This window comes from Streptomyces sp. NPDC056835 (genome assembly GCF_042789485.1).
Taxonomy (GTDB): domain Bacteria; phylum Actinomycetota; class Actinomycetes; order Streptomycetales; family Streptomycetaceae; genus Streptomyces.
This window is the reverse complement of sequence record NZ_JBHUBB010000030.1, coordinates 62,666-77,629: the sequence shown is the minus strand read 5'-3', so window position 1 is coordinate 77,629 and position 14,964 is coordinate 62,666. Positions and strand designations below refer to the sequence as shown.

Sequence of the window (14,964 nt, the reverse complement as noted above, 5' to 3'; positions counted from 1 at the left end):
ACGGGCGCCAATGGCGAGGGCGGGGGCGATCGCGGTGGTGGGGACGATCGCGGTGATGGGGGCGGGTCATAACACCTCACCCCGGGGCATCGTGGGTGCCACGGGGACGACAGGGACGGCCGGGATGGTGAACCGGAGCCCGGCCGGACGGCGGCGGACCGCCCGGACGGACCGGACCGACCGGGGGACGCGTCTCTCGCGCAGTATCACCCGCAGCACCCGCAGTCCGTCGCGAACGGCTCTCAGATTGCTGACGCCATGGATCCGGTCGTACTCATGGCTCGGTATCTCCTGCACCCTCAGCCCGGCCTTCACCACCCGGATGTTCATCAGGGTCTCGACCTCGAACCCGGTGCAGTCCAGCGTTATCTCGTCCAGGCAGTGGCGCCAGAAGGCGTTGTAGCCGTAGCAGAGATCGGTGTACCGGGCGCCGAACTTGGCGTTGACGACGGCGCACAGCACCCTGTTGCCGAGCTTGCGGATCGGCGTCATGTCGTCCGTACCACCGCCGTTGGCGAACCGTGAGCCCTTCGCGAAGTCGGCGCCTGAGACCAGGGCCGACACATAGGAGACGATCTCCTGCCCGTCGGCGGAGCCGTCCGCGTCGACCATCACGATGATGTCGCCGGTGCAGGCGGCGAAGCCGCTGATCAGGGCGTCGCCCTTGCCCTTGCCGCGCTGTTCCACGACCTTCACGTCCGGCCGGAGCGCACGGGCGACCCGGACGGTGTCATCGGTCGAATCGCCGTCGACGAGCACGACTTCATGGATCCAGTCGGGCAGGGACCTGAAGACGTACGGAAGGTTCTCCGCCTCGTTCATCGCGGGTATCACGATGCTCACGGGCGGGGCGATCGCCAGATGAGAGGAGACCGGCCGATAAGGCCGCTCGCTCACCTTGCCCACCGAACTGACGGAACTGACGGAACTGACGGAACTGACGGAACTGACCGAACTCACGATGACTAACGGGTCTTCGCCCGACGATTCCGGGCGCAGAAAAGCGCTCACTTGTCTCTTTCCCTCTCGTCCGGTGGACCGCCCGCCCCCGGGCGGTCCGGCTGTGTTTCCGGTTCGAAAGGGGGGTTCTCACCCCGCCATGACGGCATGGATCGTAGAACTCCCGCTGGACGGGTGAGCGTTGGAACGTGTCGCGCGGCATGCGACTTGGCACCGCACGCGGTCACCGAGTGCGGCCACCCCCCTACCGCGACCCGCCCCGGAACCCAACGCGGCGCTTGAGCCCTCCCCTTGAGCCACGCGTGCGATGGGCCGATGCGGGTGGATGTAAGACGGTATTGATGGTTGGGACCTTATGGCAAGACCTCGAACCTCGGCACGGTTTTCGCTTCTTTGGCCGTACATCGCCGGTCGCATCCGTAACCTCCCTGATCGGATCTATTCGAACAGGGGCGAATCATGTGCTTCTGACGCTCCGGCTGGGAAGCCTCTCGGAATGTTCTTGGCATGGACACTTCCAGGGAAGTGAACTGCCTGGTAACAAAGTTGAGGCAGCAATCCTGCTAGGAGAGGTCTTATGAAACTGTCCCGCATCACAGCGTTCTCGTCCTCGCTCCTTCTTGGCGCCGTGCTCGCTCTCACCGGAGCCGCCACGGCCCAGGCCGCGGACTCGGCGGCAGCCGTCGACTATGTGGCGCTCGGCGACTCGTACTCGTCGGGCGTCGGATCCGGCAGCTACGACAGCGCGAGCGGCAGCTGCAAACGCACCCCCAAGGCGTTCCCCGCGCTCTGGGCGGCCGCGAACGCACCCGCCTCGTTCGCGTTCACCGCTTGTTCCGGTGCCCGTACGGGTGATGTGACCGCCAATCAGCTGGGCCCGCTCAACTCGGGAACGGATCTCGTCAGCATCAGCATCGGCGGGAACGACGCCGGCTTCGCCGATGTGATGACCACCTGCGTGCTCCAGTCGGAGGCGACCTGCCTCAGCCGGGTCGCACAGGCGCGCGCCTTCGTCGACAGCACCCTGCCCGGAAACCTCAACTCGGTGTACACGGCGATCAGATCCAAGGCGCCGTCGGCCCGGGTGGTCGTCCTCGGCTATCCGCGCTTCTACCAGCTCAACGGCACCTGTGCCACGGGGCTGAGCGAGGCGGAGCGGGCCGCGATCAACGGCGCCTCCGACTATCTCAACGCGGCGACCGCCAAGCGGGCGGCCGACTACGGCTTCACCTTCGCCGATGTCGCCGGGGCCTTCACCGGGCATGAGATCTGCTCCGGCTCGGCGTGGCTGCACAGCGTGAACTGGCTCAACATCGGCGAGTCGTACCACCCCACCGCCGCTGGTCAGTCGGGCGGCTATCTGCCGGTGTTCCGCTCGGCGGCGTGACGGGCGCGACAGGCGTGACGGTGTGACGGGCGTGACGGTGTGACGGGCGCGTCGGTCGGTGGCGACCTGATGCCATGACGACCTGATGCCGTGACGATGGCGGGGCCGGTGACCGGGGCCTGGTGAGACCCGGATCCGGCCCCGCCGCACGTATCGGTCCCGGATGCGGCGAAGTGTCCAACTCGCCCTGAAATAAGATGGATCGAGCGGTGGCTGTCGCTACTCGTACGGGTGTGGTCAATCGCAAAGGCGGTATACACGGGTGTCCGGGTGGGGCGATAGGGTTAACCTGCCCGGGCCGGGTGCCCTCGTACGGGTGGGGAGTGAAATGGAACAGATAACGGTGCACAGCAGGGCGCGAGTCCCTGCGATCACGTGCGGGAGCAGCGCGTCCAGTTCGCGCCTCGACCGCCATCTCTCGGTGCTCGGCGGTCCCGCCGTGCCCCAGCGGGAGGCGGCCGAGGCGACGCTGCTGATGCGCGAGCTGACATCGCGTGATGCCTCGGAGACACATGGAAGCAAGGGCGCGCGCGTCTCGCTCTTCGCTCCGCTGCGGCGGCTGCGCCGCTCGCTGTTCGGCAGCCGCCGCTGATCCTCGCGGCTCCACGGCGTCGACGCGCCGCACCGTGAGCGCGTGACCGCCTCACGGAGTTACCGCGTTCCCGACGTGTCCGAGCCTGCCCGAGCATTCCCGAACGTGCTCGGGTGATCACGCCGCCCGGCGCAGCGCTGCACTCCACTCGTCCGTCATCCCCAACGGCCCGCAGCGGTGCGCCGGAGCGTTCGCCCGGCGCGTGACCTCTCCTCAAGCGGCGGCCCCGGCCGGTGAATTCACTCCCCGACACCGGTCCGGGCCGGCCGCCCAGGCACCCTTCTCCCTCTGCTCCCCCCGCTCCCTCAGCGGCGCGTCCGGCGACTCGCCGCCCTTACGCGTCGCTTCCGGCGTACCGCCGGACCGCGAGCGGTACGAACAGGGCGAGCAGCAGCAGCGACCACAGCAGCGATCCGGCCACCGGATGCGCCACCGGCCAGGCGGCGTCCGCGGCCGGCGCGGCATTGCCGCAGAGATCGCGGACGGCCGCGGCGAGCGCGCTGATCGGGTTCCACTCCGCGATCACGCGCAGCCAGCCGGGCAGCCCCTCGGCCGGGATGTACGCGTTGGAGAGCAGTGGCAGGATGAATGTCGCCGCGCCGAGCTGACCGGCCGCTTCCTCATTTCGGATGAGCAGCCCGAGATACGTACCGACCCAGTTGGCCGCGAACCGGAAGAGCAGCAGCAGCCCGAGGGCGCCGAGCGCGCCGGGTACACCGCCGTCGATCCGCCACCCCACCGCGAGCCCCACCAGCAGCAGCGGCACCATCCCCACGGCCGTGGTCAGCAGATCCGCCGCGGTCTGCCCCAGCGGTACGGCGACCCTGCTCATCGGCAGCGTCAGAAACCGGTCCATGACCCCGCGCTGCACGTCCTGCGACGCCTGGAACATCCCGGTCATGATGCCGCCCGCGGCCGTCGCGGCGAGCAGCCCCGGCACGAGATACGCGCGGTACTGCTCACCCGGCATCGCCAGCGCGCTGCCGAAGACATAGCCGAAGAACAGCAGCATGTTGATGGGCATGGCCTGGGTGAGGATCACCACGCCCGGCGCGTGCCTGATCCGCTGGAGGTGCCGTCCGAGGACGGCACCGCTGTCGTACGCGATCGCGTTCACGCGGCGTGCTCCTTGTCGTATCGCCCGTCGTGCCTATGCGGGGCGCCGGGGTCCGTACGGTCGGTCAGTCGCAGGAAGACCTCGTCGAGGGTCGGCGGACGCAGACTCGCGTCGGCCACCGGCACCCCCGCCGTGTCCAGCTCCCGCACCAGCCGGGGCAGGGTCAGCGAAGGGTCCTTCGCCACGGCCCCCGCGGTACGGCGTTCCCGGTCGAGCGCGGGTTCGGCGCCGGTCAGTTGGTCGAGTACGGCCGCCGCCGCGAGGATCGCCATCTCCGCCGCGGCCCGCGTGGGCTGCTCGGCGAGGACGACCTCCGCGTACGAGCCGATGCGTGCCTTGAGTTCGGCCGGGGTGCCGCGGTGGGCGGCCCGGCCCCGGTCGATCAGCACGATGTCGTCGGCCAGCCGGTCGGCCTCCTCCAGATACTGCGTGGTCAGCAGGATCGTGGAGCCCCGCTCGGCGAGTTCGCGTACGGCCCGCCAGATCTGGTCGCGGCTGTGCGGGTCCAGTCCGGTGGTCGGCTCGTCGAGGAACAGCACCTGGGGCCGGGTCAGCAGGCTGGCGGCCAGATCGAGCCGCCGCCGCATTCCGCCGGAGTAGGTCCGTGCGGCCCGGTCCGCCGCGTCCGTCAGCTCGAAGCGTTCCAGGAGCTCATCGGCGCGGGCCCGGCCCGCCGGGCCCCTGATCCGGAGCAGCTTGGCGAAGAGCCGAAGGTTCTCCCGGCCCGTCAGCTCGCCGTCGACGGAGGCGTACTGACCGGCGACCCCGATCGACCGGCGTACCGCGCGCGGATCGGCGAGGACGTCATGCCCGGCGACCAGGGCGGTGCCCGCGTCGGGGGTGGTGAGGGTGGTCAGGATCCGTACGGCGGTGGTCTTGCCCGCGCCGTTCGGCCCGAGCACCCCGCAGACCGTGCCCTCCGCGACGGCCAGGTCCAGGCCGCGAAGGGCGTGCACATCGGCGCCGTAGCGCTTCTCCAGACCTTCACTAAGTACAGCGTACGTAGTTGTCATGGGTCCACCGTAGCGCACTACGTACGTTGTACGTAACTAAGATGGTGGACGAGGTGATGATCGATGGCGGGGCGGCCTGCTGAACCCGAAGTGATCTGGGCACGTCCGGAGCGGTCAGGACGCGGTCCCAAACCGGCGTTCCGCCGCGCCGATATCGCGGCGGCGGCCTGCCGTATCGCCGACGAGGGCGGCCTCGACGCCGTGACCATGCGCCATGTCGCCGCCGAACTGGGCTGCGGCACGATGTCGCTGTACAACTACGTGCCGCGCAAGGAGGATCTGTACGAGCTGATGGTCGACCGGGTCTCCGGCGAGTACGACCTGCCCGAGAAGCCGAGCGGGGACTGGCGGGCCGATCTGACCAGCCTCGCGCACCGGGCCCGCGCGATCATGCACGTACATCCGTGGATGGCGCGGCTGATGTCGGCCGTCTACGGATTCAGCCCGAACACGATGCGGTACCTCGAATACAGCCTGAGCTGTCTGGACGCCATCGACGCGCCCTACGGCGAGAAGATGGAGCTGGTGGCGATGGTCAACGGCGTCGTGACCACGTATGTCGCCAATGAGCTCCAGACGGCGGAGCGCACCAAGTCCCTGCCCTGGTCGGCGGAGCAGGAGCACACCGTACGTATGGCCTACCTGGGGCGGGAGATCGCGTCCGGCCGCTATCCACGGCTGGCGGCGGCGTTCGCGGAGGATTCGGGGCCGATCGACATGGAGGCCGTCTTCGACCGGGCGCTCGCACGGGTCCTGGACGCCTTCGACACCCGGCGGCCGGGGCCCTCCTGAAGCCGGCCGCACTCGGTCAGATCAGCGCGAACTGGCCTTCCGGTCCCTCCTCGTGATGGTCCAGTACGGAGGCAGGCCGCCGGGCCGCCGCCGGGACCGGCAGAACGCCCGCGGCGCGCAGCTCCGCCGTACTGATCCCCGGACCGTCGCCGGGCAACTCCGCCTGGAGCGGCCGGAGTTCCGCCAGCAGCGCCAGGACCGTGATCAGCTCAAGCAGCTCCGAGGTCCACTCCCGCGGCCACTCCGACGGGCGGATCGCCGCCAGTGTGCCCGGCTCGGGGCGGGCCGTACGGCGCTCGAACCACAGCTCCAGCGTCCGCACGCCGCCCACCGTGAACTCCCAGGCACCGGCCGGTACGGGGGAGATACGGCCCGAGCCGAGCCGAAGCACCTCGTCCCCCGGGTCGTAGTCGATCGCCTCCGGCCGGGCCGGAACGGCGGCCCGTACATAGGGACGGCGGCCACCGGGCAGCCGGGGCCGCTCACCGCCGTGCGCCCCGCGCAGCTGGATCCGGATCATCCGCCGCCCCAGCTCGACGCCGGAGGCCCAGACGGCGGGGTCGGCGGTCAGCGGCACCGCGCAGCCGGCCGGGGTGCCCACGGCGACCGCCACGGCCCAGGCGAGCAGTTCCCCGGCGGTGACCTCATGGCCGTACCGCGCGGCCAGCAGGGCGGTCAGCCCGGGGGTCAGATTGGGCTCCACGCCGCCGGGGCGGCGGTAGAGCGGCCGGATCCCGCCCGGCCGCCCGGCCGGGGAACGGCCGTCCGGGAGCACCGCGCCGACCAGTAGCGCGGGCCCGGCGGCCCCCGGTACGAAGCCCTGCTCCACGGCGAAGATCTGATGGTCGTCGGCGACCCGCCACAGCTCGGGGCGGGCCGCGTCGATCAGCCGGTGGTCCGGGATCAGCCACTGCTCGTCGAACGGCCCGTGCAGCACCCGTACCGGCTCGGGGCAGCGCCCCGACTCCCGCGCGAACCGCCCGGTGCCGGTGGCCCGGCCCGGCAGAGCGGCGACCGCGCTGTACGGCGTACGCGCCCGGGTTGGCCCGAACAGCGCCTCGCGCTCGGCGCCCTCGGCCCGTACGAGCCGGTCCCAGCGGGCGGTGAGGGAGGGCCGGTCGGGCGCGAGGATCCACTCCCTGCCGAACCGCAGCGGGGGCGTCGACCACGGCATGAGATCGCTGAGCAGCGGACTCTCGCCCGCCGCCCCGGACCGCGTCGCCATCATGCGGACCGTCCCTCCCGTCGGTCTCTGCGCCCTCGGCGGCATGCTATCGGCCACCGCGCACGGGCCGCCGGGGCGGTTTGTCCTCCGAAGACAGTTCCTGACCCGGGCAGACAGTCCCTAACCCATGAGGTCCGCCTCCACCGTGACCGAGAAGGAGAACCGGTCCCCCCGGTAGTGGATCCGCGCCACATCCGCGACCCGGCCGCTCTCGTCGTACGTCACCCCCGTGTAGTGCAGGATCGGGCTCAGCAGCGGCACCCGCAGCAACTCGGCCGTGACCGGGTCCGCGAGCCGGGCCTCCACCGTGTCCGTGATCCGGCTGATCCGGATCCCGACGATGTCGCGCAGCACCTTCGTCATCGGCCAGCGCTCCAGATCGGTCACCTCGATGCCGGCCGCGACATCCGGACGGACCGCGTTCTCCGCCCAGTTGACGGGCTCGCCGCTCTCGCCGTCGCAGCGCAGCCGGCGGTAGGTGACCACCTCGTCCGCCCCGGGGAAGTACTCCGCGAGTTCGCCGGGCACCGGGGCCGGGCCATGGCCGAGGAGCGTGGTCAGCTCACCGGACTGCTGGGCCACGATCGCGTCGATCGAGCCGAGCAGCCGGCGCGGGGCGCCGCGCCGGGCGCCCGGTTCGATGAAGGTGCCGCGCCGCCGGTGCCGGCTGATCAGGCCCTCCGTCTCCAGCTCCTTGAGCGCCTGACGCATCGTCAGCACACTGACGCCGTAGTGCGAGGCAAGCCGCTCCTCGGTCGGCAGCCGAAGCGGATCGTGCGGCCGGCGCCCCAGTATCGAGGCGCGCAGCGACTGGGAGACCTGATACCAGAGCGGAAGCTTGCGGTTCAGGATCAGAGAGTCCGGGGCGAAGGAGGTCACCGGCGACTCCCCGGCTGTGGCGACTCCAAAACCGACTCCAAAACGGTGGCACCTCCACGACTGTGTGTCCGACTGTGTGTCCGACTGAGTGTCCGAAACTCCGGGTCATGGCCTGAAGTGGCGCTCCAGACCCTGCCATACGTTGTCGTAGCCGCGCTGAAGATGGCCGGCACCCGCCGCCTGCGCGGTCGCCGTCACCGGCCAGCGGGTCTCGAACATGAAGGCCAGGCCGTCGTCGATCTTCTGCGGCTTGAGCTCGGCGGCGCTCGCCCGGTCGAAGGTCTCCCGGTCGGGGCCGTGCGCGGACATCATGTTGTGCAGCGAGCCGCCGCCGGGGACGAAGCCTCCCTTGCCCGCCGTCTTGGCGTCGTACGCGCCCTCGATCAGGCCCATGTACTCGCTCATCACATTGCGGTGGAAGTACGGCGGCCGGAACGTGTCCTCGCCGACCAGCCAGCGCGGCGCGAAGACGACGAAGTCGACTCCGGCGAGGCCCGGGGTCTCGGACGGGGAGGTCAGCACCGTGAAGATCGACGGATCGGGGTGGTCGTAGCTGATGGTCCCGATGACATTGAAGCGGCGCAGATCGTAGACGTACGGCACATGATTGCCGTGCCAGGCCACGACATCGAGCGGGGAGTGGTCATAGGTGGCGGCCCAGAGATTGCCGCAGAACTTGTTGACCACCTGGGTCGGCCGCTCGATGTCCTCGTACGCGGCGACCGGCGCGCGGAAGTCACGCGCGTTGGCCAGACCGTTGGCGCCGATCGGCCCGAGGTCGGGCAGGACGAACGGCCGGCCGTGGTTCTCGCACACATAGCCGCGTGCCGTCTCGTCCAGCGGCTCGACCCGGAAGCGCGTCCCGCGCGGGATCAGCGCCACCTCGCCCGGCTGGGCCGCGAGCAGGCCCAGCTCCGTACGGATCAGCAGACCGCCCTGTTCGGGAACGATCAGCAGCTCGCCGTCCGCGTCGCTGAACACCCGGTCCGTCATGGGGGAGTTGGCGTAGTAGAGATGAATCGACATCCCTGTGCGCTGCGCCGCGTCTCCATTGCCGCCCAGCGTCCACAGACCGGCCAGGAAATCCGTGCCGGGGGCGGGCTCGGGCAGCGGGTCCCAGCGCAGCCGGTTGGGGTCGGGCACGGTCTCGGTGAACGGGGCGCCACGCACCGAGCCGTTGTCGATACGTACGAACGGCGGATGCGCGGCCGACGGCCGGATCCGGTACAGCCAGGACCGCCGGTTGTGCGCGCGGGGCTCGGTGAACGCGCTGCCGCTCAGCTGCTCCGCGTAGAGACCGAGCGGCGCGCGCTGGGGCGCGTTGCGGCCGATCGGCAGCGCCCCCGGCACGGCCTCGGAGCTGTGTTCATTGCCGAAGCCGAAGGAGTGGTCCAGATCCCCGGCCGTCTTCCGCGCCCGCTCGATGTCGTTCGTCATCGGTATCCGCTCCTCGATCAAGGAATCCCGGAAGGCTAATCCTATGGACAACCGTAGGATTAGTGGTGCGCCACGTCAACGGGGCCGAGCGGCATCATGGATCCCGTGTCACGCGACCGTACGCATACGAAGCCCGATGCCGAGCCCCGCGCCGGCGCCGAACCCGAGCCCGAGCCCGACTCCGCCCCCGACGCCGATATCGGGGCGGACCCGGAGGCCGACGAAGAATCCGAGGTCGGAGGGCTCCGCACCGTGCCTGTGCAGCAGCGCAGCACGGAGCGGCTGGCCCGGATCCTCGACGCCTGCGGGGCGCTCCTCGACGAGACCGGGTACGAGCAGCTGTCCACCCGGGCCGTCGCCGCCCGCGCGGGCGTTCCCATCGGCTCGGTCTACCGCTTCTTCGTCAACAAACGGGCCATGGCGGACGCACTCGGAAGGCGCAATCTGGACGGCTATACCGAGGGCATCGCGGACCGGCTCGCGACACTCGACCCGAACGACTGGCGGGGTGCCATCGACGCCGTACTGGACGAGTACCTCTCCATGAAGCGCACCGTGCCCGGCTTCTCGCTCGTGGACTTCGGCGCCCAACTCCCGCTGGGCACCCGGCCCCAGCCCCTCGACCGTATCCCCGTCGACCCGGCGACCGACCCCAACCACCGGGTCGCCAGACGCCTCGCCGGGCTGCTCTCCAGCCATCTCGGCCGGGCGCCCGACCCGGCTCTGCACCGCACGGTCCTGGTCGCCGTCGAGGCCGCCGACGCGCTGCTCCAGCTGGCGTTCCGTACGGATCCGGCCGGTGATCCCTGGATCGTGGGGGAGACGAGGAAGCTGCTGCGCGCCTATCTCGCCAGGACATTCGACTGACGCACGCCGACCGACGCACGCCGACCGGCGCGTGTGGTCCGGCGCGTGTGGTCCGGCCGCCCGTCAGGTCGAAGGCGTGGGCGAACTCAGTCGAAGGCGCGGACGAACTCAATGGATTCGCCGTCGAGCCGTCGCCGGCCACCCCGCTCCGCCGGCTCGCCCCTACCATCCCCGCCGTGACCTGGGCTTTTGCTCGTATTGCTCGCATGTCAACATCTTGTTAACGGCTGGAGGCCGGCTCTAACGTCATCCGGACCGCCGCCCCCGGCGGGAGTTCAAGGGTGAACGTGAGGGGCCTCCACATGCTGACCATCCTCGGCTTCGTCATGATCGCCACCTTCCTGGTGCTGATCATGATGAAGAAGATGTCGCCGATCGCGGCGCTGGTGCTCATTCCAGCACTCTTCTGTGTCCTCGTAGGGCAGGGCGGACAGCTGGGTGACTACGTCATCAAGGGCGTCGGCGACCTCGCGCCCACCGCCGCCATGCTGATGTTCGCCATCGTCTACTTCGGCGTGATGATCGACGTCGGGCTCTTCGATCCGATCGTCCGGGGCATCCTGCGCTTCTGCAAGGCCGATCCGATGCGGATCGTCGTCGGTACGGCCGTGCTCGCCGCGATCGTCTCGCTGGACGGCGACGGCTCCACCACCTTCATGATCACCGTCTCCGCGATGTATCCGCTCTACAAGCGGCTCGGGATGAGCCGGATCGTGATGACCGGTGTCGCCGCCACCGCGAACGGCGTGATGAACACCCTGCCCTGGGGCGGTCCGACGGCCCGTGCGGCGACCGCGCTCAAGGTCGACGCCGGCGATGTGTTCGTCCCGATGATCCCGGCGCTCGGCGTCGGACTGCTCGCCGTGTTCTTCCTCGCCTATGTGCTGGGCCTCCGGGAGCGCAAGCGACTGGGCGTCCTCACCCTCGACGAGGCGCTGGAGAACGGGACCACGAGCGAGACCGTACTGATCAAGGCCGGAGGCGGTACGAGCACGACGGCCGTCGGCGGCGGCTCCGGACAGGGCGGCTCCGGCAAGGGCGGCGGTACTACCGGTACGAGCCATGCCACCGGCGGCAGCGGCACCGACGCCACCGACAACGACGAGACGTCCGACGACGACGGCTTCCAGGGGCTCGACCCCCACCGCGCGACCCTGCGCCCCCGCCTCTACTGGTTCAACGCCGGGCTGACGGTCGCCCTCCTCACCGCGATGATCATGGAACTGATGCCGATCCCGGTCCTCTTCCTCCTCGGCGCGGCCCTCGCCCTCACCGTCAACTACCCCAACATGGCCGAGCAGAAGGCCCGGATCGCGGCCCACGCCGACAACGTTCTGAACGTCTCGGGTATGGTCTTCGCCGCCGCCGTCTTCACCGGCGTCCTCACCGGCACCGGTATGGTCAAGCACATGGCCGACTGGCTCGTCGGCGCCATTCCGGACGGCATGGGTCCGCACATGGCCATCGTCACCGGCGTGCTGAGCCTGCCGCTCACCTACTTCATGTCCAATGACGGTTTCTACTTCGGAGTCCTGCCCGTGCTCGCAGAGGCCGGCGCCGCCCATGGCGTCTCCCCGCTGGAGATAGCCCGCGCCTCCCTCGTCGGCCAGCCGCTGCACATGTCGAGCCCGCTCGTGCCCGCCGTCTATGTCCTCGTCGGCATGGCCAAGGTCGAGTTCGGCGACCACACCAAGTTCACGGTCAAGTGGGCCGCGCTCACCTCGCTGGTGGTGCTCGCCGCCGGGATCCTCTTCGGAATCATCTGATGGTCCGCGCTCCGGCCCCGGTCGGGGCGCCCGGTGGGAGAGGCTGGCTCCTCCGTCTGGTCATCGCCTTCGGCTTCGCGCAGGGCGCGGTGTCGATGGCGCGGCCCGCGGTCTCCTACCGGGCGCTCTCCGTGGGCGCGGACGAGCGCGCGATCGGTGTGATCACGGCGGTCTACGCGCTGCTGCCGCTCTTCGTCGCCGTACCGCTCGGCCGCAGGACCGACCACGGACGGTGCGCCCCTCTGCTGGTGGCCGGGGTGGTTCTCATCTCGGCCGGCTGCGCGCTCAGCGGTACGTCGGGCTCCCTGCCCGAACTGGCAGCCTGGAGCGGGGTGATGGGCCTCGGCCATCTCTGCTTCGTCATCGGCGCCCAGTCGATCGTCGCCCGCCGCAGCGCCCCGGACGAACAGGACCGCAACTTCGGCCACTTCACCATCGGCGCCTCCCTCGGGCAGCTGGCGGGACCGGTCGCCGCCGGGCTGCTGGTCTCCGGCCAGGGCGGCGAGATGGCCCGTACGAGCGCACTCGCGCTGCTCGTCTCGGCCGCCGCCGCGGCGGTCTCCTTCACCTCTCTGTGGCGGATAGAGGCGCGTACGGCCCGCGGCGCCACCGCCACTCGGCGCTCCGCCAGGGTCCCCGTCCACCGCATCCTGCGGACCAGGGGCGTACCGGCGGGCATCTTCATCAGCCTGGCCGTGCTCTCCGCGACCGATGTCCTCACCGCCTACCTTCCGGTCATCGGCGAGGAGCGGGGGATCACGCCCACCGTGATCGGTCTGCTGCTCAGCCTGCGCGCCGCGGCCACCATCGCCTGCCGGCTCGTGATGACCCCGATGATCCGGTGGCTCGGCCGTACGGTCCTGCTCACCGTCACCTGTCTGCTCGGCGGCCTGCTGTGCGCGGGCATCGCCCTGCCCGTACCGGTGTGGGGGCTCGCCCTGATGCTCGCGGCACTCGGGTTCTGTCTGGGCGTCGGCCAGCCGCTGTCGATGACGACCGTCGTACGGGCCGCCCCCGACGAGGCCCGCTCCACCGCCCTCGCGCTACGGCTCACCGGCAACCGGCTCGGACAGGTCGCCGCCCCGGCCACCGCCGGTCTGATCGCGGGGGTCGCGGGCACGGCCGCGCCGTTCGTGATGCTCGGCGCGCTGCTGGTGGGCGCGGCCGGACTCGGCCTGCGCAAGTCGGGCGGGACGCCCCCCGCCGTCCCACCGCCCGGTACCGGTAACAGCACCGGTACCGGCGCGGGCGCCGAGGTGGGGCGCCGCCCATCGGCACGCGACGCCGCCCCACCTGTCCGCGCGGCCTCCAAGTCCCCCAAGGTCACTGAACCTTCGCACGAGTCATTCCCTGACAGCGCGTAGTCGGCTAACTTCAGGCGTCCCAACCGCTCCACCTTTCTTCTTCCCGGGCGGAACAATTCATGACTCGCGCCATCTCTCTGCACAGCGTCAGCAAGGTGTACGGACGCTCCACCCGCGCCGTCGACCGCTTCTCGATCGATATCGCACCGGGCGAGTTCGTGGTGCTCCTCGGCCCCTCGGGGTGCGGTAAATCGACCGTGCTGCGCATGATCGCCGGTCTTGAGCACATCACCGACGGCGAACTGCTCCTGGACGGCGAGCTGTCCAACGAAGCGCCGCCGCGCGAACGCGACATGGCGATGGTGTTCCAGAACTTCGCGCTCTACCCGAACATGACCAACCGCGACAACATCGGCTTCCCCCTCATGCTGGAGAATCCGCGCGGGGACCGCGGCCAACGGGTCGAGGCCACCGCCCGGATGCTCGGTATCGAGAGCGTGCTCGACCGCTATCCGAGCCAGCTCTCCGGCGGCGAACGCCAGCGGGTCGCGATGGGCCGGGCCATCTCCCGGCGGCCCTCCACCTTTCTGATGGACGAACCGCTCTCCAATCTCGACGCGAAGATGCGCGGCCATCTGCGCGCCGAGATAGCCCAGCTCACCGCCGAACTGGGCGTCACCACCGTCTATGTGACACATGATCAGGCGGAGGCGATGTCACTCGGCGACCGGGTCGCGGTGATGCGCGGCGGAGTGCTCCAGCAGGTGAGCGCGCCGCGCGAGGTGTACGCGCTGCCGGAGAACGTGTTCGTGGCCGCGTTCATCGGCACCCCCCGGATCAATCTGCTCCAGGCCGTGGTGTTCGCGCCGCTGGACGGACGGATGTCCATCGACCTCGGCAAGCAGCGCCTCCCGCTGCCCGAACCCCTCAGCTCCGACCACCAGTTGCTCCGTATCCAGCAGGGCAGGCAGATCATCGTCGGGCTGCGCTCCGAGGCGGCCCGTATCGCCGCGCCGAGCCAGGCACGCCCCGGTGAGGTGGCGCTGAGCGGCATCGTCGAGCACATGGAGTACCAGGGCCATGAGGCGCTGGTGCATCTCGACATCGGCTCCCGGCCCGCGGTGGTGGCCGATCTCGAATCCCCCCGGCCCAAGTCGCCCACCCGGCGGCGCGGCAGGAGCGGCCCCGGGATGCTGGAGCGGCTCAAGGAGCGCACGATGGGCCGGGTCAGCGGTCCGGTCGTGGCGCTCGACGACCCGGAACCGCCCCGCCCGGCCACGTACAGCCCGGAGCGTGCCGCCATCTCGGCCAGCGATCTGGTCGTCCGTACCGGCCCCGACATGCGGCTGCGGACGGGCGCGCAGGTGCCGCTCCTCGTCGATCTCGCGCACCTCTATGTCTTCGACGACTACGGCCGCCGGATCTGCCCCGCGCCGAGGGACATGCCGGGACTCGTGGACATGTGACCCTCCCCGCGCGCTCGGCAGTACGTCGCGGCCCGCAGCCTGCGGCCCGCATCCCGCAGCCTGCATCCCGCATCCCGCATCCCGCATCCCGCATCCCCCAGCCTGCGGCCCGCGGCCCGCAGTTCCCAGCCCGCATCCCGCGGCCCGCGGTTCTCGGCC

At 70.3% G+C, this 14,964-nt stretch carries 13 protein-coding genes; 7 read left to right on the top strand and 6 right to left on the bottom strand.

What is annotated here, in order from left to right; genetic code table 11:
• Positions 1-66 precede the first annotated feature (66 nt).
• Positions 67-906, bottom strand: coding sequence for a glycosyltransferase family 2 protein (locus ACFRMN_RS29365; protein WP_383024876.1), 840 nt, complete (start codon positions 904-906; stop codon positions 67-69).
• A 631-nt stretch (positions 907-1,537) separates the two neighbouring features.
• Here ACFRMN_RS29365 and ACFRMN_RS29360 point away from each other — a divergent pair.
• On the top strand, positions 1,538-2,347 hold the full coding sequence (locus tag ACFRMN_RS29360) for an SGNH/GDSL hydrolase family protein (RefSeq protein WP_383024874.1): 810 nt from the start codon (positions 1,538-1,540) through the stop codon (positions 2,345-2,347).
• Positions 2,348-2,675: 328 nt separating this feature from the next.
• Complete coding sequence (locus ACFRMN_RS29355) at positions 2,676-2,939, top strand: hypothetical protein (RefSeq protein ID WP_383024872.1); 264 nt, start codon at positions 2,676-2,678, stop codon at positions 2,937-2,939.
• Between the two features lie 334 nt (positions 2,940-3,273).
• Here ACFRMN_RS29355 and ACFRMN_RS29350 read toward each other — a convergent pair whose 3' ends face one another.
• Both ACFRMN_RS29350 and ACFRMN_RS29345 read right to left on the bottom strand, forming a co-directional pair.
• Positions 3,274-4,056, bottom strand: coding sequence for an ABC transporter permease (locus tag ACFRMN_RS29350; protein WP_383024870.1), 783 nt, complete (start codon positions 4,054-4,056; stop codon positions 3,274-3,276).
• Positions 4,053-5,069, bottom strand: a complete 1,017-nt coding sequence (locus ACFRMN_RS29345; protein WP_383024868.1) for an ATP-binding cassette domain-containing protein — start codon at positions 5,067-5,069, stop codon at positions 4,053-4,055. The genes ACFRMN_RS29350 and ACFRMN_RS29345 overlap by 4 nt, the downstream gene beginning before the upstream one ends.
• A 63-nt stretch (positions 5,070-5,132) precedes the next feature.
• Between ACFRMN_RS29345 and ACFRMN_RS29340 the strand changes: the two genes are divergently transcribed.
• A complete protein-coding gene (locus ACFRMN_RS29340; RefSeq protein ID WP_383024866.1) occupies positions 5,133-5,861 on the top strand; it encodes a TetR/AcrR family transcriptional regulator in 729 nt (242 codons plus the stop codon).
• 16 nt (positions 5,862-5,877) lie between these two features.
• Here the strand turns inward: ACFRMN_RS29340 and ACFRMN_RS29335 are convergent, their stop codons facing one another.
• From ACFRMN_RS29335 to hmgA, 3 genes are all read right to left on the bottom strand, one after another.
• Entirely contained in the window at positions 5,878-7,089 is a 1,212-nt protein-coding gene (locus tag ACFRMN_RS29335) for a type ISP restriction/modification enzyme (protein ID WP_383024864.1), read from the bottom strand.
• A gap of 117 nt (positions 7,090-7,206) precedes the next feature.
• A complete protein-coding gene (locus ACFRMN_RS29330) occupies positions 7,207-7,965 on the bottom strand; it encodes a GntR family transcriptional regulator (protein WP_383024862.1) in 759 nt (252 codons plus the stop codon).
• A gap of 105 nt (positions 7,966-8,070) precedes the next feature.
• The gene (gene hmgA / locus ACFRMN_RS29325; RefSeq protein WP_383024860.1) at positions 8,071-9,402 is read right to left on the bottom strand and encodes a homogentisate 1,2-dioxygenase; all 1,332 of its coding nucleotides are present in this window, start codon (positions 9,400-9,402) and stop codon (positions 8,071-8,073) included.
• A 198-nt stretch (positions 9,403-9,600) separates the two neighbouring features.
• On the opposite strand from hmgA, the gene ACFRMN_RS29320 reads away from it, so the two are divergent.
• The 4 genes from ACFRMN_RS29320 to ACFRMN_RS29305 all read left to right on the top strand — a co-directional run bounded on the left by ACFRMN_RS29320 (position 9,601) and on the right by ACFRMN_RS29305 (position 14,805).
• Complete coding sequence (locus ACFRMN_RS29320; RefSeq protein WP_383024978.1) at positions 9,601-10,269, top strand: TetR/AcrR family transcriptional regulator; 669 nt, start codon at positions 9,601-9,603, stop codon at positions 10,267-10,269.
• 302 nt (positions 10,270-10,571) lie between these two features.
• Positions 10,572-12,035, top strand: a complete 1,464-nt coding sequence (locus ACFRMN_RS29315) for a CitMHS family transporter (protein WP_383024858.1) — start codon at positions 10,572-10,574, stop codon at positions 12,033-12,035.
• On the top strand, positions 12,035-13,399 hold the full coding sequence (locus tag ACFRMN_RS29310) for an MFS transporter (RefSeq protein ID WP_383024856.1): 1,365 nt from the start codon (positions 12,035-12,037) through the stop codon (positions 13,397-13,399). The genes ACFRMN_RS29315 and ACFRMN_RS29310 overlap by 1 nt, the downstream gene beginning before the upstream one ends.
• Positions 13,400-13,458: 59 nt before the next feature.
• Positions 13,459-14,805, top strand: coding sequence for an ABC transporter ATP-binding protein (locus ACFRMN_RS29305; protein ID WP_383024854.1), 1,347 nt, complete (start codon positions 13,459-13,461; stop codon positions 14,803-14,805).
• The last annotated feature ends 159 nt before the right edge of the window (positions 14,806-14,964 follow it).

Coding starts and splice junctions, on each gene's coding strand:
- ACFRMN_RS29345 (WP_383024868.1), bottom strand. CDS start 5,069: ATGACAACTACGTACGCTGTACTTAGTGAAGGTCTGGAGAAGCGCTAC.
- ACFRMN_RS29335 (WP_383024864.1), bottom strand. CDS start 7,089: ATGATGGCGACGCGGTCCGGGGCGGCGGGCGAGAGTCCGCTGCTCAGC.
- ACFRMN_RS29310 (WP_383024856.1), top strand. CDS start 12,035: ATGGTCCGCGCTCCGGCCCCGGTCGGGGCGCCCGGTGGGAGAGGCTGG.
- ACFRMN_RS29340 (WP_383024866.1), top strand. CDS start 5,133: ATGGCGGGGCGGCCTGCTGAACCCGAAGTGATCTGGGCACGTCCGGAG.
- ACFRMN_RS29315 (WP_383024858.1), top strand. CDS start 10,572: ATGCTGACCATCCTCGGCTTCGTCATGATCGCCACCTTCCTGGTGCTG.
- hmgA (WP_383024860.1), bottom strand. CDS start 9,402: ATGACGAACGACATCGAGCGGGCGCGGAAGACGGCCGGGGATCTGGAC.
- ACFRMN_RS29355 (WP_383024872.1), top strand. CDS start 2,676: ATGGAACAGATAACGGTGCACAGCAGGGCGCGAGTCCCTGCGATCACG.
- ACFRMN_RS29305 (WP_383024854.1), top strand. CDS start 13,459: ATGACTCGCGCCATCTCTCTGCACAGCGTCAGCAAGGTGTACGGACGC.
- ACFRMN_RS29360 (WP_383024874.1), top strand. CDS start 1,538: ATGAAACTGTCCCGCATCACAGCGTTCTCGTCCTCGCTCCTTCTTGGC.